14 protein-coding genes are annotated in these 18,220 nt (G+C 42.4%); 11 read left to right on the forward strand and 3 right to left on the reverse strand.

Features of this window, described 5'->3' with window-relative positions; genetic code table 11:
* The first annotated feature begins 209 nt into the window (after positions 1-209).
* From HP548_RS04580 to HP548_RS04605, 6 genes are all read left to right on the forward strand, one after another.
* Positions 210-902: a FadR/GntR family transcriptional regulator gene (locus HP548_RS04580; protein ID WP_076291392.1), complete on the forward strand. Its 693-nt coding sequence runs from the start codon at positions 210-212 to the stop codon at positions 900-902.
* Positions 899-2,107 carry a CynX/NimT family MFS transporter gene (locus tag HP548_RS04585; protein ID WP_175381036.1) on the forward strand — a complete coding sequence of 403 codons (1,209 nt, stop codon included), beginning with the start codon at positions 899-901 and terminating at the stop codon, positions 2,105-2,107. The genes HP548_RS04580 and HP548_RS04585 overlap by 4 nt, the downstream gene beginning before the upstream one ends.
* Before the next feature lie 678 nt (positions 2,108-2,785).
* Positions 2,786-5,287, forward strand: a complete 2,502-nt coding sequence (locus tag HP548_RS04590; RefSeq protein ID WP_175381037.1) for a X2-like carbohydrate binding domain-containing protein — start codon at positions 2,786-2,788, stop codon at positions 5,285-5,287.
* Positions 5,288-5,390: 103 nt separating this feature from the next.
* Positions 5,391-7,991, forward strand: coding sequence for an InlB B-repeat-containing protein (locus tag HP548_RS04595; protein WP_217504619.1), 2,601 nt, complete (start codon positions 5,391-5,393; stop codon positions 7,989-7,991).
* 291 nt (positions 7,992-8,282) lie between these two features.
* A complete protein-coding gene (locus HP548_RS04600; RefSeq protein WP_076291430.1) occupies positions 8,283-8,981 on the forward strand; it encodes a response regulator transcription factor in 699 nt (232 codons plus the stop codon).
* Positions 8,956-10,260 carry a sensor histidine kinase gene (locus tag HP548_RS04605; RefSeq protein WP_175381039.1) on the forward strand — a complete coding sequence of 435 codons (1,305 nt, stop codon included), beginning with the start codon at positions 8,956-8,958 and terminating at the stop codon, positions 10,258-10,260. Before HP548_RS04600 ends, HP548_RS04605 begins: the two co-directional genes overlap by 26 nt.
* A gap of 69 nt (positions 10,261-10,329) precedes the next feature.
* On the opposite strand, the gene HP548_RS04610 is transcribed toward HP548_RS04605, so the two are convergent.
* Positions 10,330-11,463 carry a LuxR C-terminal-related transcriptional regulator gene (locus HP548_RS04610; RefSeq protein ID WP_175381040.1) on the reverse strand — a complete coding sequence of 378 codons (1,134 nt, stop codon included), beginning with the start codon at positions 11,461-11,463 and terminating at the stop codon, positions 10,330-10,332.
* A gap of 159 nt (positions 11,464-11,622) precedes the next feature.
* On the opposite strand from HP548_RS04610, the gene HP548_RS04615 reads away from it, so the two are divergent.
* The 3 genes from HP548_RS04615 (at position 11,623) to HP548_RS04625 (ending at position 14,118) form a co-directional block, all read left to right on the forward strand.
* The gene (locus HP548_RS04615) at positions 11,623-12,366 is read left to right on the forward strand and encodes an SDR family NAD(P)-dependent oxidoreductase (protein WP_076291428.1); all 744 of its coding nucleotides are present in this window, start codon (positions 11,623-11,625) and stop codon (positions 12,364-12,366) included.
* A gap of 455 nt (positions 12,367-12,821) precedes the next feature.
* Positions 12,822-13,622: a Cof-type HAD-IIB family hydrolase gene (locus HP548_RS04620; protein ID WP_175381041.1), complete on the forward strand. Its 801-nt coding sequence runs from the start codon at positions 12,822-12,824 to the stop codon at positions 13,620-13,622.
* Positions 13,623-13,689: 67 nt separating this feature from the next.
* A complete protein-coding gene (locus HP548_RS04625; protein WP_076291386.1) occupies positions 13,690-14,118 on the forward strand; it encodes a nucleoside 2-deoxyribosyltransferase in 429 nt (142 codons plus the stop codon).
* Positions 14,119-14,200: 82 nt separating this feature from the next.
* On the opposite strand, the gene HP548_RS04630 is transcribed toward HP548_RS04625, so the two are convergent.
* The gene (locus tag HP548_RS04630; RefSeq protein ID WP_175381042.1) at positions 14,201-14,602 is read right to left on the reverse strand and encodes a VOC family protein; all 402 of its coding nucleotides are present in this window, start codon (positions 14,600-14,602) and stop codon (positions 14,201-14,203) included.
* 330 nt (positions 14,603-14,932) lie between these two features.
* On the opposite strand from HP548_RS04630, the gene HP548_RS04635 reads away from it, so the two are divergent.
* A complete protein-coding gene (locus tag HP548_RS04635; protein ID WP_175381043.1) occupies positions 14,933-15,733 on the forward strand; it encodes a GNAT family N-acetyltransferase in 801 nt (266 codons plus the stop codon).
* A 352-nt stretch (positions 15,734-16,085) separates the two neighbouring features.
* The gene (locus HP548_RS04640; RefSeq protein WP_063563691.1) at positions 16,086-17,384 is read left to right on the forward strand and encodes an NCS2 family permease; all 1,299 of its coding nucleotides are present in this window, start codon (positions 16,086-16,088) and stop codon (positions 17,382-17,384) included.
* Positions 17,385-17,455: 71 nt separating this feature from the next.
* Here HP548_RS04640 and HP548_RS04645 read toward each other — a convergent pair whose 3' ends face one another.
* Entirely contained in the window at positions 17,456-18,196 is a 741-nt protein-coding gene (locus HP548_RS04645) for a MerR family transcriptional regulator (protein ID WP_175381044.1), read from the reverse strand.
* Between the last annotated feature and the right edge of the window lie 24 nt (positions 18,197-18,220).

Raw genomic sequence — 18,220 nt, forward strand, 5'->3', positions numbered from 1 at the left:
ATGCAAAGATCTCTTCCGAAAGCGCATTGAAGAAAACCGCTATTTTAGCGGTTTTTTTGTTTTTATGGAACTATAGAACTTTGTCCTTGACCTGAATACTCATAGGCTGTTTTTAGGCAAGGAGTTGCCTAGAGGATATAAGTGTGTTAAAGTACCTATTAACCAAACATCCTACGTTTGAAAAAAATAGATGAAATGAGGGCTTACGTATGCTTCAGAAAACAAATCGGCTGACACTGGTCGAGCAAGTCGCATTGCAAATGGAAAGACAGATCGAATCTGGCAAGTGGGCTGTCGGGACTCGTATTCCTGCTGAACCAGAATTGATGGTCGAGTTGAATGTTAGCCGTAATACATTGAGGGAAGCCATTCGGGCGTTGGTCCACGCAGGACTCTTGAAGACAAAACAAGGGGACGGGACGTATGTCTGCTCTTCGAGCGTGCTGGGCGTTGTGCTACATAAACGAATCATGCGCTCCGATACAATGCAGACATTGGAAGTCCGGCATGCGCTCGAGCGCGAGGGAGCCCATCTTGCCGCACAGCGCAGAACGGACGACGAGGCGCGCGAACTTCTTCTCCAATTGGAACGCTGGGAGGCGGCGGCAGCACGCGGTGACATGGATGGAATTGTAACAGAGGATATCCGTCTACACCAAGGCATCATCGCGGCGTCTCATAATGAAATCTTAATCGAATTATACAACCATATCGCGGACGCATCACAAGATACCATTATCAGCTTGACTCGTTATGAAATCGGCGCGAGTTTCAAGGAGATGCACCGGCATCTGGTTGAAGCGATAGTTGATCAAGATGCCGAACGTGCCGTGGCAGCGGTTCACCGTCATATTGCGGAATCGAAAGCTGTTTTTGAGGTCAAAGGAGATGAGCAGCCATGAGCGTACTAAGCGATACAAAGTCAACGATTGGGAAGAAACCGTTGTCGTTGGCTTGGCCAATCATCCTCGGCATCGTTCTGATTGCAATGATTATGCGGTCGCCTTTAACATCGGTAGGCCCATTGATCGGCTCGATTCGCGAATCCCTCGAACTGTCAAATGCTACAGCAGGTCTGCTCACTACGCTGCCGTTGCTTGCTTTCGCGCTGCTTTCGCCGTTCGCCCCCTTTCTGGCACGCCGTCTTGGGGTGGAACGAACTCTTCTTTATGCTTTGATTTTACTCATGGTAGGTATCGCGCTCCGTTCGTTGGCCGCAACAGCTTCTTTGTTTGCAGGAACTGCTTTGATTGGGTTGGCGATTGCGGTGTGCAACGTACTCATACCAAGTCTGGTTAAACGTAATTTTGCTCATCAAGTCGGTCTCATGACCGGTGTGTACTCGGTGTCGATGAATTTATCCGGTGCGATTGCATCCGGTGTCAGTGTTCCGGTCGCCCGTGATCTCGGTTTCGGCTGGAATGGTGCGCTCGGCATTTGGGGCGTACTCGTTCTTTTGGCTGCATTGTTCTGGTTGCCTCAAGCTCGGGCGAGTAGGGGGGCTGCCGTATCGGCAACAAGTGGTGCGCTCAAGCGTCGAAGTCTGTGGCGTTCGCCTCTAGCATGGATGGTTACGTTTTTTATGGGGATACAGTCTCTCCTTTTCTATGTTTTGGTCGCTTGGTTGCCAGAAATCATGACAAGCCGGGGATTGAGTGAAGACAGCGCCGGTTGGATGTTATCGCTGTTTCAAACTGCTGCGCTGCCTGTAGCGTTCATCGTGCCGATTGTTGCGGGACGCATGAAGAACCAACGTTTACTGGTCATCATCATGACTATCCTGTTGTTTGTTTCATTGGGAGGTCTTTACTTTGGGGGAAATGCGCTCATTTCGTTATGGACAGTTCTACTCGGAATTGGTGGGGGATGTGCGTTCAGCTTGGCCATGATCTTTTTAAGTTTGCGGACGAAAGATGCCCACGATACAGTTTCTTTGTCCGGCATGTCGCAATCCGTAGGATATTTGCTGGCGGCAACTGGACCGATCTTGTTTGGTTTGCTTCATGACATCACGGCAAGCTGGAACCCCCCGCTATTGCTTCTGCTTGGCGTTAGCGCTTTGCTGCTCCTGTTTGGTTTGGGCGCATCCAGCAATCGCACGGTATAAGAGAGAAGAATAAGCAGAGCTTGTGTAACACGCCGAATTCCAACGGCAGATGCAGAATGAGATTTGTAGCATCAATTCTGTCGGTTCTGCCGGAATACCATTTCAACTTTAAGGCAACCAAAAAGAATCGTTTATCCAAAAGACTATGTTGTTTGGGATGACTATCCATTTACTTAATAAAACCATTCGTTTAGATCTAGATTAAAATATTGATCTAGTTTCAAAATTCCTGTCGAGGGATACAACATCATCCCATTGAAAGTCGCTATTTTAGCGACTTTTTTTGTTTTAATGCTCCAAATTCTTGTCTGCTGTTACGGTTATGTATTACAAAAGGAACTTAATTTGAAGATAGGATGTTATACGGTTGACCTCAGAAAGCTCATAGAGTAAAAAAATGGATTATTTAGAATCGATACGATTTGGTTTAGCGTCATGAATATATATCACATGACATTTTTTTGATGTTTGCAGTTGGAAAACCAAAAAACTCATGTTCAGAATTGGTTCAGAATAGTTCGATATACTTTGCATGTAATTGCAATTTTTAAAATGTACACGAGGGGGAACATGAATTGAAGGGAAAACCAAACCAAAAAAGGTCCCAGATAGCGAGTTCAAAATTTGAACTCATTATAATTCCATTTATAGGAAAATAATAAACGCGGGAGGAAGAACATGAAAATTTTCAAACGAGGTCTGGCGATAGTATTGGCATTCCTGATGACGGTGGCGTTCATACCGCAGAATTATGCAGAAGCTGTTTCCGACGAATGGGAACAACTAAGTCCATTCCCAACAGCTAATACAATTAATGATGTAACCTATGGCAACCATCAATTTGTCGCAGTGGGACGAAATCAAGTGATTCTCACTTCCACTGATGGGAAGAATTGGATGGTTTCGGATCATCCAGAAGCCATTAATTCCAGTCTATCAAGTGTCAGCTACGGCAATAGCAGATTTGTCGCGGTTGGATCAAGCGGATTGGTAGTAACTTTGGTAGACGGGGAAACAGAGTGGAAGATTCAGAAGCAAAATATTACAACTTACGGTATATCTAGTGTTGTATACGGCACCGGGAAGTTTGTAGCAGTAGGGGCCGACGGGAAAGTGATGACCTCGACCGACGGGATGACTTGGACGGGACAGACCGTAGGCAGTACAAGTAACTTTCACATGGGTGTTACATATGGCAAAGATAAGTTTGTTGGAGTAGGGATTAGAGGATTTGTCATTCAATCCGCCGACGGGATTAGTTGGAGTACCAAAACGGTTAGTACTACTAACATGTTTTACGGAGTAACCTATGGCAACAACAAATACGTAGCCGTAGGGCAGAGTGGCTTGATTATGACATCGACAGATGGGACGAACTGGAACAGTATGACGAGCAATACCTCTGCCACTCTGAATAAAGTAATCTATGACAATATCAGCAACTTATATGTGGCGGTAGGCGGAGGAGGGACCATTGTTACTTCTCCTGATGGTACGACCTGGACAGTTCAAATAAAAGAGACTGCTAAGGATCTCAACGGCATCGGAACTGGAGATGGACTCATTGTGGTCGTTGGGTACAGCGGTGTGATCTTGACTTCAGACAATGGGATCTCATGGACAGACCAGTTGAAGGGAACGGCGGCAGGCCTCGAGGGCTTAGTTTATGGCAATGGTATGTTTGTTGCTGTAGGGAATGAACTGGTGGGATCGACAACCTCACAAAGTTTGATTCTCACATCTCCAGATGGGAAGGCTTGGATTAACCGGAAGCCATCCGTAGCACCTTTTACGCGAGATTATATTGGAAGTGTTAGTTATGGTAATGGCAAATTTATTGCATTGGGGTATAAGGAATCAGCCGCATTCCAGGGCCTTATTATGACCTCGTCCAATGGGATATCCTGGACTGAGCAAACGTATGGTGAGGGTACGCTTTTAGGAAGTGTATATGGAGATCAGCAATATGTAATTGTAGGTGCTAACGGCACGATACTGACTTCATCAAATGGGGAGACTTGGACGAGCCAGGCTAATGAATCGTCAGACGTGCTCTATGGTGTCAGTTATGGAAACGGTCTATATGTCGCAGTAGGTGGCAGCACAGTTTTAACGTCTTCTGATGGGATAACATGGAAGCAACAACCCACTGACTCTTCAACCTATCTGTATAATGTAACCTACGGCAACGGTTTGTTTGTAGCGGTCGGGGAAGGCGGAAAGATCATTACTTCTTCCGATGGGTTAACCTGGACGGATCAAACGAGCCCGGTTTATAGCGCCCTGCATGGTATTCATTATGACGAGAATGGCTTCAAAGCCGCTGGGGCTTCCGGAACCATTGTAACTTCGACAGATGGAATCACTTGGACGAAGCAACCTAGCGGTACTAACATTTATCTTATGGATATTGTTTCGAGCGGAAGCGAAGATGTAGTGATCGGACAGGAGGGGGTCATTTTACGGAAAACGGTAACGAACAGTACAATCAATCCCACAACTGGATTTTTCGATAAATACAGCTCATCACCGGATTACAAGGATGTAACAACAGAAGTTGTCTTAAACGGAAATGAACTTACTGGAATTACCAATGGGGTTGAAGCACTTGTGCTGGGTACCGACTATAACGTTGTTGCTGGTACGGTGACGATCAGTAAAGAGTATTTGTCGAAACAAGCGGAAGGAACGCTAAACTTGATCTTCACCTTTAGTAAGGGAGCACCACAGAAGCTGGAAGTTACAATCAGTGACACGACACCGCAGATGCTAACGGTTAGCTATTTGCCCGGAGATCACGGCGCTTTCGAAGGTACAAGCGAAAATGTAGCAATTGGTGGACATCCGGCAACGGTGCCAACAGTCACGCCAGCGGAGGGATATCATTTTGCAGGATGGAGCAGCGATGGCGGGATTACAAAGCTTACAAGTCAACAAGTAACTGCAGTTACGGTGACAGCTGATGTGACGTATACCGCATATTATAAAGTGTTTGTCATGGGGGACGCCGATGGCGACGGTAAAGTGACGGCTGCGGACGCACTTCTGTTGAGCAAATATATCAAAGGCAAGATCACACTAACGCCCGAGCAATTGCAGGCGCTTGACATGAATGGTGACGGTAAATGGGACGATGAAGATATCAAAGTGATTCTTGCCATCTCCGTGGGAAAGGGTTGATATAATGCGTTGGAAAAAAATCATATCTACAATGCTGGCGGCCGTAATGCTGTTGCCTTTCGGAACGACGGGTTATGCGGAGTCAGAAATAGCGTCAAACTCAATGAAGGTAAGCAGCGAAGAAGGGTATCCCGGAGATTCCGTTAGCGTGTCGGTATTTTTGACACCTGAGGAAATGATTAACCAATACGACATTTCGATTGGGTTCGATACCAACTCTCTGGAGCTGGAATCCGGAAATGAAGTGACAGATGAATTAGGGAGCTTTACAGATGAGGGAGATTTTGCAACGGATCTCTCCATTGATGGGACAATCAATGTAAAGGCTAATCCAGTATTGGTTGTAGAAAGAGATACAAAGGTGTTCACACTTCATTTCAAAATTAAGAACACTGCACAGTCTGGGGATTCTAACTTGAGTTTGCTCAAATACGAACTCTATGAGGGTAATGATATCGCTTCGACTACAGTAGAGAACGGAAAAATCACAGTAAAGGCAACAAATGCAGCGCACTCCGTTACGTTCGACTCGCAGGGAGGGAGCACGGTAGAGCCGGCGACTGATGTGGCTAACGGCATGACATTGAGTGCTCCGTCAACGCCTAATAAGGCGGGTTACACGTTTGCAGGGTGGTATAAAGATGAGTCCGGTACTGAAGCTTGGAATTTCGAAGAAGACGCTGTAACGTCCGATGTAACGCTGTACGCCAAGTGGACGCGGCACGCAGCACAGATCCAGATCGGTTCGGTCAGTGGTGCGCCGGGGTCTACAGTGGACGTACCGGTAACAGTGATCGACTCTACCTATGGAATTGCAGCTCACAGCCTACAGATTGATTTTGACACAGAGGGTCTGGAAGTAACGGGCGTTGTGGGTAATTCAGGAGATTACTTCGACTCCAATTACGATAACGATGCAGGCTGGCTCAAAACAGTATGGGTAGACAGCGATGCAGGAGATACGCCAATTGCGGCTGGAGAGAAGTTGTTCACCGTCAGCTTCAAGATTAAGGGCGAGGCGACTTTAGGTAATAAGGCACTGACGGTTCAGACAGAAGAACCCACTCTTTTCTCTATCCTGGATTCGTCCGGGGAAGAGATGAATAAAACGTTGATCCCTGGCAAGGTAACGGTAAAAGAGGGACCGATACAACACACTGTATCGTTCGACTCCATGGGAGGTAGTGTGGTTTCCAGTATCGCCAATGTGGATAGCGGCAAGACAATCAGTGCTCCGCCAGCGCCGACGAGAGCGGACTACACATTCGCAGGCTGGTACAAAGAACCAGCGGGAACAAATGCTTGGAACTTTGCGGCAGATATAGTCATATCTGATATGACATTGTTTGCGAAGTGGACAACCGGTGGTTCAAACAATGGTTCAAATAGTTCGAATAACTCTGGCACGCCATCAATTCCAAGTACACCGACCGTCGAGAAACCTGCGGGCTTACAAGTCATTGTTGACGGCATTGTGAAAGACCAAATTGCTACAGGATCGATGACTAAAGAGAACGGCAAATCGGTGTTGACGGCTACGATCGATCCATCCAAACTAGTTGATCAGCTCAAACAGGCGGCCAACAAATCCACCGTGATTATCCCCGTAACCGGAAGTGTGGACACAGTATTGGTCGTTTTGACGGGTGAAGCGGTGAAGAGTATGGAAAACAAGCAAGCGATTTTGGAAGTTCAGACGCCAAACGGTACCTACAAGCTGCCTGCCGGGCAAATCGCCATTGATAACATTTCCTCTAAAATGGGCGAACAGGTCAAACTTTCGGACATTGTCGTTCATGTGGAAATTACCAAGAGTAATGAGGCTGTGGTGGTTCTCGCAGAAACTGCGGCGGCTCAAGGAGGATTTGAGATTGCGGCTCCGCCTGTTACCTTTAATGTTACGGCATCCTACAAAGGTAAAACGGTAGGCGTCGAGCAGTTCAGCAGCTACGTGAAACGCGAAATTCCGCTTCCCGCTGGCGTTGACATGAGCAAGGTGACAACGGCAGCCGTGCTGAATTCGGATGGAAGTGTACGCCATGTTCCGACCTATATCACAAGTCGTGATGGGAAAAATTATGCGACCGTGAACAGTCTAACCAACAGCGACTATTTCCTGGTCTGGAATCAGAAGAACTTCGCAGATGTGGAAGGTCATTGGTCGAAGCAGGCCGTAAATGATATGGCTTCCCGCTTAATTATCAAAGGTAAAGACGAGAACCATTATGAACCTGATGCTGTCATTACAAGGGCAGAACTCACAGCCATCGTGGTTCGCGCGTTGGGCTTGTCTGATAATGGCAACGAGACGACGTTTACTGATGTTACGTCCAGTGATTGGTATGCTGGCGCTATCGCCAAGGCTGTGGAATATGGCTTGATTGAAGGCTATGAAAACCAGACCTTCGCTCCTAACCAAACCATTACTCGGCAAGAAGCATTGGTGATCATGAACCGGGCTTTGAGACTCGCGGGTCTAGAAACCGACGGAGCCGATGCAATATCTCTGCTGTCTCCGTTTGCAGACCAAGCAGCGGTTGCTGCCTGGGCGAAACAGGCCATGGCTGCAGCCGTGAAGAACAGACTTGTGGAAGGATCGACTGAAGGCTTGATGCCAACAAAGAACCTGACTCGGGGCGAAACTGCAGCGATAGTACAACGTTTTTTGGTAGGAAGCAATTTGATCGATAATCAGAATAACTGACAAATAGTTTAACAATATTACAAACCAGCCTACTATATATTTTTATTAGAGGCTGGTTTTTCTTTTTTATTACTTGATGGAGGAGAAGAACTTTCAAGTCTCAATCACTTCCTGACGATGTATAAAAACTTCATAAATTCCTTCGTTTTTATAACAGAGATTTTTCATTTAGATTGTGTATGCTGGTCTTAAGGAAACGAAATGGAAAAATGTATTCGCATTACGTAACTGGTGCGTCTGCACAAAGTATTGTAGAGTTGTAGGAGCAATTACGCGATGAAGGTGAGAAATATGGAGATCAATAATATTCTTGTTGTAGACGATGAACCGGAAATTCGAGAAGCTCTCGTTATTTACTTAAAAAGCAATGAAGTAGATGTATTTACGGCCTCTAACGGATTGGAGGCACTGGAGATCCTTGAACAAGAAACGATTCATCTTATTATCATGGACCTCATGATGCCGCAGCTTGATGGGATCAAGACGACATTTAAAATTCGTGAAGATAAAAATATACCGATCATTATGCTTTCCGCCAAATCGGAGGATAGTGACAAGATTTTGGGACTTAATGTTGGAGCCGATGACTATATAACAAAACCATTTAATCCCTTGGAACTGGTCGCTAGAGTCCGATCTCAGCTACGCCGGTTTACGAATTTAGGTTCCTTTCACTCCATTGGGGAAGAGATCATTCAAGTGAAAGGACTCGTGTTGAACAAAAGCTCGAAAACTGTTGAAGTGGATGGAGAGGACGTTAGACTGACTGCGAAGGAATACAAAATTTTGGAGCTGTTAATGGAGAACAAGGGCCGAGTTTTCTCGATTGAAGAGATTTATGAACGCGTGTGGAATGAACCGGTTTTTGCTTCAGAGAATACGGTTGCCGTACATGTGAGAAATATTCGTGAAAAAATTGAGATCAATCCTAAAGACCCAAAATATTTGAAGGTGGTATGGGGAATTGGATACAAAATTGAGAAAAAGTAAAGCGGATCGAACGATTGGAATCGACCCTCTTGTCCTCATCATCGCAGTTATTTTAGGGATCTTCTTACTTATTAACGAGTATTCATACTTGGGGGTGGGTCTGAGATTTTCAACTTCACGTTTTATTTTGGAACTACTTTCCATTATTATCTTGGGTTTGTTGGTAGCCAGACTGTTTCGTTATTTTAAGGCGCCTCATAATAAACGTACCTTCTGGGATGGCAGTGTGTTGCTAGATTACTTTTATATTTGGAGGACCGGCTTTAGAGCCAGTCTGCAAAACGGGAGACTAACGTTTGGCCTCATTATTATGTTTCTGCTGACCGCCTTAGCCGGCATTTGTTTTTGGGAGGCAGTCACATATTACGGAGAGGGATGGCTCATCCTTTATTTGTTGCTATTTGTGCTGTTTGTGGTTCCTTATATACTCTCCAAGCTTAGACGTTTCATTGCCATCATCAATGGAAGTAAAAAGATTGCCGAAGGGAATATTCAGAGTTCAATTCAAGATGCTGCCGGAAACGATTCCCTATCTGAACTTGCTGGCTATATTAACAATATGAAAGCCGGGTACCAAAGCGCATTGGAACATCAAATGAAAAGCGAGCGGTTAAAAACGGAACTGATAACTAACGTATCGCATGATTTGAAGACTCCGCTTACTTCGATTATCAACTATGTCGATTTATTAAAAAAAGAAAATCATACTTCGGAAACCAGCCGAGCCTATATTGAAACGCTGGAGCGCAAGTCGCTTCGACTGAAACTGTTAATTGAAGACCTGTTCGATATCTCTAAGATGGCCAGCGGTTCAATAGAGCTGGATATGGAGTACATCGATGTGGCAACGTTATTGACACAAGCGATAGCGGAATCCAACACTCATATGGGACAGGAGTCGCTCGAAATGCGGGAGAGGATTGCCAAGTTCCCGATCCATGCGTATTTGGATGGTAATAAAATATGGCGTGTATTTGAAAATCTAATTAACAACGCGCAGAAATATTCGCTTCCAGGAACCCGCATCTATATTTACTTGGACGAGACGGATGATCTGGTAAGATTCAAAATTCAAAACACCTCTGCTTATGAGATTGATTTTGATGCGGAAGAATTGTTTGAACGTTTCAAAAGAGCAGACGAATCCCGCCAGACAGAGGGCTCGGGACTAGGTCTGGCTATTGTGAAAAGCATCGTTGAGTTGCATGGAGGGCAGATCAAAGTCGAGATTCACGGCGATCAATTCAACGTTATTGTGCATTTACCCAAGAAGCGCTGAATGAAATAAAAGATCATCAACAGGGTACATATGTTGGTGATCTTTTTTTGCGAATTAAATTCAACGGTACTAACTCAATAATCCCCAACGGAAAGCATAGGCAACGACCTGTGTCCGATTTTTTGCACGCAGCTTGGTCATCAAGCTGCTTACGTAATCTCTCACTGTATACTCGCTGAGGAACAACAAGGAAGCGATTTTCTTGTTATCATAACCTTCCGCCAGAAGTTCGAGAACGGTTGCCTCTCTTTCTGTTAAAGCGATGGCCATCGTTTTGGCGGTATTTTCCTTCTCTTTCCTAGATAAAAACAAACCAATCCTTTTTCCCACTTGTTCAAGCAAATCCAGCTCAGACTTCGTGCAATCAAATGAATCTCCCATTTGGTCAAAAGTGACCCAGCCATACAATTGATGCTCGTGAGCAATCGGTATAAATATAATCGAAGACAACTGAAATAACTGGATATGCTCATCCCTTAGATAAGGTTTTGGATTCTTCAAATAGATCGGTCTTTTAGAGTTGAAGATTAGATTTTGCTCGGTCAATTGTCCTTTCATACTCTGAATTTTCGGAAGTTCTTCACCAATGACCCCATAGAACTGGTTGGACCAAGGTACATAGGCATAGAAGACACAACGTTTGTAATTGAAATACTTCTCACATTTTTTCAGGATAAAGGCTAGATCTGAAGCTCCCGAAGAACTGACTAGGAGTTGGTTTAATTGGTCCAGCAAACGCAGTTTTTTTAATTCGTTATTTTCCTCCGTTTCATGATTACCAGACTCCGTATCAGCCCACTTATGAAAGCTATGCATCAGATACGAAAAGACAGATAACAGGAACATAAGCGGGTCCAACATCCGTTGATGTTTCAGTTGTATTAATAGTGTTAGTAAAGATTTTTCCAATATAATTTGAAGCCATTGTAAGCTTGCCATATTTAAAATAGTTAACTGGGATTGAACCCAGGTATCCAAATAAGAAGAATAATGATTATCCATATGATCCAAGTCTGAATAAGTAAACATCTGAAAAAAGGATCTCATCAGTACTTCCGTTTCGATCCGATGTGTTTCAGAAATATTAGCTTCCGCGATCAGGTAAATGTTTGTGTTTTCTTCGAGCTGTTTGCTATGCGTTTTGAAAAATAATACAAATTCCTGAAAAGTCATTTCAGTATATGGATGAAAATTTTGTGTCATAATAAGTCGTTCCCTTCAAATGAAATACCCTACAAATGGGGGGTATACAATCCATTATTACACAGAACTTTATAGGATAGTATTTCAAAATTAAAGGAGTAAGATTGAGGAGTACAAGTTCATGAATCTTACTATGAAGAAATGGAGCGGTTGAATCTTATGAAATTAAATGAAAAAGTAGCTATTGTTACAGGTGGTGCTAGTGGAATTGGAGAAGCCACCGTTCGCCTTTTCGCAAAAGAAGGAGCAAAAGTGGTCATTGCTGACTTTTCTGAACATGGTAAAGAACTAGCTGCCGAACTCAACGGGGAAGGTCATGATACGTTATTTGTCAAAACAGATGTGACTAAAGAAGAAGATATTAAACACATGATTAATGAAACCGTTGAGAAATACGGTAAGCTGGATATTATGTATGCAAATGCAGGGGTTGCCGATGACGAAATCGCTGATGTATTGTCATATGATAAATGGAAACGGACGATCGATATTAACTTGTCAGGTGTATTTCTTTCCGATAAATATGCGATTGAGCAGTTCCTTAAGCAAGGAAATGGTGGAGTTATTGTTAATGCTGGCTCAATCCACAGCTTTGTTGCGTTGCCTAAAACGACAGCGTATGCCTCGGCAAAAGGAGGCGTTAAACTGTTAACTCAGAATTTATGTACTGCATATGCAAGCGAGGGAATCCGTGTCAACGCGGTATGTCCAGGATACATTGAAACGCCTCTGTTGAAAAATGTAGATGTAAAAAGCAAAGAATATTTAACTTCACTTCACCCACAGGGCAGACTTGGACGACCAGAAGAAGTAGCAAAAGCTGTATTATTCTTAGCCAGCGATGATGCTAGTTTCGTGAATGGTACAACCTTGCTTGTTGATGGAGGGTATACCGCACATTAATTTTGGTGAGATAAAAGATGATTTTATCTGAAAACCAATGTTCAAATCGAAATAAACCTCTAATCATTGAAGAATTCATTCATGATTAGAGGTTTTCTTTTACATACGGCCGAGGCTATAGAAGCTTCCTAAAATACCCTTTGACAGAGCATTAAGGTTTGCTGCATACTGACTTTATAAAGTTGTTTTATAAAGATGGTTACAAAACGCACGGCTACATTAGAAAGGACCAATGGAGATACAGGAGGTGAGCGTTATGGTATATATAATTTTAGCAGCTATCATTTGGATTGGGGCATATGCGGCTTTGAAATTGTCGAATCAGCCTATAGAAGTGAAGCCAGTTCGATCCATTAATGATCTCTTTGAATAGATAAAGGAATTGCCATAGATACTTAATAAGTTTACTTTATAAAGATAAATAATAAATCCAACTTGAAGTCGGAGGATTTAAAATGATTAAACTCGTAGTAACTGATCTGGACGGAACATTTCTGAATAATCAAGGTTCGTTTAATAATGAACTTTTTAATGAAGTACATGAAGAAATGCAAAAGAAAGGAATAACGTTTGTTGCCTGTACGGGAAAACAGTGTGAACGAGTAGAAAAGTTGTTTGGTAACCATGGAAAAGGAATTTGGATTCTCGGAGATAGCGCGGCCAGAATTAAGAAAGATGGAAAAGTCGTCAAAGAGTTTAGCATTGATCGCACGCTTGTTCTGCGAGCCATTGAAGAAATTCAAGGTTTTGATCCCCAAATGACAATCATTGTATGTGCAAGCGATGCAGCATACGTACATTCCTCGATCTCTGATGATATGTACAACGTAGTTAAAGGCTCTTATGAACAAGTCATAAAAGTGGATTCCTTCTCTGAAATCGAGAGTGATTTTATCAAAATAACCGTATTTGATACAGAAGGCAGAAGCACAATGCTTAGAAAACATGTAGAACAAACGTTAAATGGGCAAATCTATATTGTCGACTCTGAAGCCAGGTGGCTCGATATTACTGCTCTTCATACTCATAAAGGCGAAACGGTAAAAAAATTACAGGATATGCTGGGGGTAACTGCGGAGGAAACGATGTCGTTCGGTGATGGAGAAAACGATGTTGAACTGATGACAATTGCTAAGTACAGCTTTGCTGTTAGCAATGCTTGCGAGAACACCAAAAAAGCAGCAAGTTTCATCACAAAATCTAATGAAGAAAACGGCGTTCTAATAACCATTCAAAAAATGATGGATTTACAGTAGGACTGGCTCTAAACATTCAAATAGAAATTACTATATGACAAAGGCTGTGAAAAGGAGCGTGTGATATTTGCATAAAAATGTATATTTGTCAGGCTCTATACTTACTTCTGGGGAACGAAGGAAATTGGAACGATTAAATACGATTATGGAAGCACATTTCTTAACCACACATCTACCACATAGAGACATAGAAACTCAATTTCTGGACTCAAAAAGTAGAGATGAAATGTTCAAATTCACTGTTAAGGCGATAGAAGAATGTGATATGTTTGTCGCTGTTATAAACAACAATGGCTTGAATTTAAGTAATACCTGCTGGGAGCTTGGTTATGCTTATGCGCATAAGAAACCCATCTTTTGTCTACATGAAGGTGAATTCGATATCAATCAATGGGGACAACTCATGTTGATGAATTCTTCCGTTGTTTGTCATAATGTGGAAGAACTTAAAGAACAATTAGATCTTACATTACAAAAAATAAGTGCATCCTCATAATTGATCAGAAATACAAATAAAACGGTACGAAGTACCATATGAAACAAACGCCGGCGACCTTAACAGGTGACCGGCATTTCGCTTATTTTTTCGGCATTTTACTCTCATCCATGTATAACAGGTTCCAGCGGTGACCGTCCAGGTCGGCAAATCCTGCGCCGTACATCCAGCCGTCGCTTTCACTCGGTTTGGCAAAGATGCTTCCTCCAGCAAACTCCACTTTTTGAATAAAGGTATCTATTTCTTCTCTGCTTTCAGCGCCAATAGAGAATATTACTTCTGCGCTATGGGAAGTATCTGCTGTTTTTGAACCTGTAAATTTCTCAAACGCTGACTCCGGGAACAATAGAATAGCTGTTTGACCTATGGAAAGCTTGGCTCTTTCGTTCCCAACGCTCACCGCTTGGAATCCAATCTCATTGAAAAAGGCAGTTGACTTCTCAACATCTTTGACAGGCAGGTTAATCCAGATTTCTTGTGGCATGGCTGTCGCCTCCTAAATAAAATTTTAACTAAGCTTAATATACTCTACTTCTGGCAGCAGATGCGAATCTTATCAAAGAAATAAATGAATGTTATTATTATGAATATTGAACAAATGGAGGGATGGACATAGATAAGAAGAAGTACTTTATCCTGATGCCACCGATGTTAATCATTGGACTGTTTATCATTTACATTCTTCCAGCTAATCAGAGAGCTTATGTATTCTTAGTTCCTATTGTATTTTGGTTGGCATACTATATCTGGGTATTTGTTGAAAGAAAACAAGATAAAAAAGAGAATAAGAAATTATAGGTTGAGAGGTGTTAAAATGATTTCGCATCGCTTGCTTACTCACGATACAATTATTGAATTATTGCCCAACATTAATACAGAACAGAATTTGCTTTTTTATAGTTATTTAACGCAACGTATGGATAAGGCTCAATATGTTGGTCAATTTATGAATAGTCAACTTACAGCCGTATTAGCTTATTATAGCGAACTATCCTTTCCAGCATTTTCTTTCTTCCGAGTTGAAGGTCGGGACATCTTTTTGCCAGAACTCGTTGCTTTTACAAGAGAAACGATCCAACTTGATGAAAGTGCTGTATGTGGTACGATACTCTGTCAACGGGACCTTGAACTTTTTCAATCCTTCGCTCTCATCAAAGGAATTCCTCAGCGTTTTCTAACGATGAAACATCAGGATGAATCGAAACTCCTTGAAACTCACATTGCAAAAAGGATAAATGAAAATGAATATTCTAAGGTAATTGATTTTTTACATAGTGGGGAAATGAGGTTTTTCACAAGAAGTGAGTTAGAGAATTACCCTTTTCTTGGAATTAAGGAAGGGGAAGATTTCATAGCTGTTGGTGGCTACCATTTTTATGACTCTCAGCTAGTAGAGCTTGGGAATATTGTTACCAGGTTAGATTACAGAGGCAGAGGATTAGCTAAACGCCTAACCAGTGAATTGACACACCTCGGTAAAAAACGGTCACCAGATGTTTATCTGGGCGTTTTAGCAAATAACGTGCCTGCTGTTCGCTTATATGAAGGCTTGGGGTATCAAACAACAATGGAACTTTATATTGTCAATTTTACTTTATCCACGACAAAAATATAGTCCAAATCTATAGTCGCTACTTTTGCGGCTTTTTTTGTTTGATTGGTACAAAAACTAAACAGTGTAGCTTACTCTAAAAAACGAATGAACACTCCATATCATCTCTATATAGTTCGTAAATAACTGTGAACAATACGTTAATTCATTGACAATGAGTGTAATATTTATTAAAATTCGAAAGGGCATCAGGGTAAAGCAGATATGAGTATCCTTATCATTGGTTTAGAATCTTAGCTTTTTAATCCTAATGACGAATATAGGAGCGGTAATATTACAATCCTATGACGATGATTAGGATTTTTTTGTTTTTAGCTTTGGTGAATAATTTGAAAGTTGGAGGCTGGCTTTAATCATGGACAATTGGTTCAAACTAAAAGAAAGAGGCACGACCGTATCAACGGAGATCATCGCAGGGATTACGACATTTTTCACGATGGTATACATAGTGATCGTAAACCCAGGAATACTCAGCAGTACGGGCATGGACTTTAACGGCGTATTCATTGCTACGGTGCTGGCAAGTATTGTCGCGACACTGATTATGGGAATCGGGTCCAATTATCCGATTGTCATAGCGCCTGGTATGGGTCTGAATGCATTCTTTGCCTATAGTGTAGTTGCTGGATATGGTGTGTCTTGGCAGGTTGCACTAGGAGCGGTATTTATAGCAGGGCTTTTGTTTATTATTTTATCACTTACTTCATTTCGTTACATGCTGCTTGATGCCATTCCTGCGAGCCTTAAGCACGCGATAACAGCAGGTATCGGATTGTTTATCACAACGGTAGGTCTGCAAAATTCCGGGATTATTGCCGATTCAGAATCGAATTTGATTACGATCGGGAACTTGGCAGAACCTATGACTTACTTGACCATTATCGGATTAATTATCACTGTTGTGCTAATGGCTTACAATGTAAAAGGTTATCTGTTCATCGGAATGGTGGTCACAGCGGTTCTTGCCTGGATCATGGGACTATTTCAAATGCCTGAGTCGATTGTATCCTTGCCGCAAGGCCTCACGTCAACGGCTTTCCAATTGGATTTGGCAGGTGTATTCTCTAATGGTTTGTATACCATCATATTTACATTCCTGTTGATCACGCTGTTTGATACGACGGGGACCATGCTCGGCGTTGCTGAGCAAGCAGGACTGCTGAAGGAAGGTAAGTTTCCGCGCTCACGCGGCGCCCTATTGGCTGATGCCGTAGGAACTACCACCGGCGCTTTGCTCGGAACGAGCCCAACATCGGCTTATATCGAGTCCAGCACAGGGGTGGCTGCAGGAGGAAGAACAGGGCTGACGGCGGTAACGGTAAGTGTACTGCTTGCTCTTACGTTGTTCTTTACACCTATCGTAAGTGTCATATCAGGTATCCCGGCGATTACTTCTCCGGCACTGATTATTGTGGGTTACTTTATGATTAGCGTAATCAGCAAAATCAACTGGAAGGATCTCGAAGAAACATTTCCTGCCTTCTTGATTATCATACTTACTCCGTTGACGCACAGTATTGCGACAGGGATCGGTGTTGGCTTTATTTTCTATCCGGTACTCAAGCTGCTTCGCGGAAAGGGTAAGGACGTTCATCCGATATTCTACATTTTTGCCGTATTGTTCTTCATTCAGCTTGTATTCCTGGACCACTAAGAAACGGTTTCATCAAAAAGGAGAACTGCTTATTTAAAGGCGGCTCTCCTTTTTGATATGTAGCCCTCGGTTTAATCCTTTAGAGAAGAATTCTTCTTCGTATTTAATACTTCAAATGCTTCTTTTAAAAAATCCATAGTATGCTTAGGCACCAACGATTCATAGGGTATTACGTTTTTATACAGTTCTTCATTATTTACCTCGTCATTAAAAAACAGATTACTTAATGGAGTATCTGCAAATATATCGTGCAACTGCTGCTGTATGAAAGGATGGTCTGGTTTAAGATCCTTTACGATAGCTCGATGGACCAGCAATAACAAATTGTAAAGTTGTCCATCCAAGTACGTTTGCTTAGTGATATCCTCTGGAAACACCTGATCGATAATATCTACAGAGATATACTTTTGAAGCAGCTTTTTTTGAGCCTGCTCAACACGCATGGAATTCATAAGGAGCATAAGTATTTCAGAGTTTGATTCATTGAGTTGATCTTGCTCGGTTACCAATTTAATTCGTTCAATTGATGCTAAAGAATAATCAATTGCTTCTCTGCGCTGCCGTAGTGATTGTTCTTGAACTCTAATGATTTCATTGAAAGAATAATTTGGATTATCCAAACAGACTTTAATCTCGTTTAATGAAAGACCTAGACTTTGCAATAATTGGATTTCATAAAGCCTTTTAAAATCCTCATTTACATATATATAATGTTCATTTTCATTTTTTTGTGAGGGTACTAATATGCCAAGTTGTCGATAATGTCTTAATGTACGAACCGTTGTGTTTGCCAGTTTTGCAAATTTACTCACCGTTAATCTCATCTAAAATTCCTC

Origin of the sequence: Paenibacillus taichungensis (assembly GCF_013359905.1) — a bacterium.
GTDB classification, from domain to species: domain Bacteria; phylum Bacillota; class Bacilli; order Paenibacillales; family Paenibacillaceae; genus Paenibacillus; species Paenibacillus taichungensis.

Excerpts from the sequence above, each read along its gene's own strand:
- HP548_RS04580 (WP_076291392.1), top strand. The coding sequence starts at position 210 with ATGCTTCAGAAAACAAATCGGCTGACACTGGTCGAGCAAGTCGCATTG.
- HP548_RS04585 (WP_175381036.1), top strand. The coding sequence starts at position 899 with ATGAGCGTACTAAGCGATACAAAGTCAACGATTGGGAAGAAACCGTTG.
- HP548_RS04590 (WP_175381037.1), top strand. The coding sequence starts at position 2,786 with ATGAAAATTTTCAAACGAGGTCTGGCGATAGTATTGGCATTCCTGATG.
- HP548_RS04595 (WP_217504619.1), top strand. The coding sequence starts at position 5,391 with ATGAAGGTAAGCAGCGAAGAAGGGTATCCCGGAGATTCCGTTAGCGTG.
- HP548_RS04600 (WP_076291430.1), top strand. The coding sequence starts at position 8,283 with ATGGAGATCAATAATATTCTTGTTGTAGACGATGAACCGGAAATTCGA.
- HP548_RS04610 (WP_175381040.1), bottom strand. The coding sequence starts at position 11,463 with ATGACACAAAATTTTCATCCATATACTGAAATGACTTTTCAGGAATTT.
- HP548_RS04615 (WP_076291428.1), top strand. The coding sequence starts at position 11,623 with ATGAAATTAAATGAAAAAGTAGCTATTGTTACAGGTGGTGCTAGTGGA.
- HP548_RS04620 (WP_175381041.1), top strand. The coding sequence starts at position 12,822 with ATGATTAAACTCGTAGTAACTGATCTGGACGGAACATTTCTGAATAAT.
- HP548_RS04630 (WP_175381042.1), bottom strand. The coding sequence starts at position 14,602 with ATGCCACAAGAAATCTGGATTAACCTGCCTGTCAAAGATGTTGAGAAG.
- HP548_RS04635 (WP_175381043.1), top strand. The coding sequence starts at position 14,933 with ATGATTTCGCATCGCTTGCTTACTCACGATACAATTATTGAATTATTG.
- HP548_RS04640 (WP_063563691.1), top strand. The coding sequence starts at position 16,086 with ATGGACAATTGGTTCAAACTAAAAGAAAGAGGCACGACCGTATCAACG.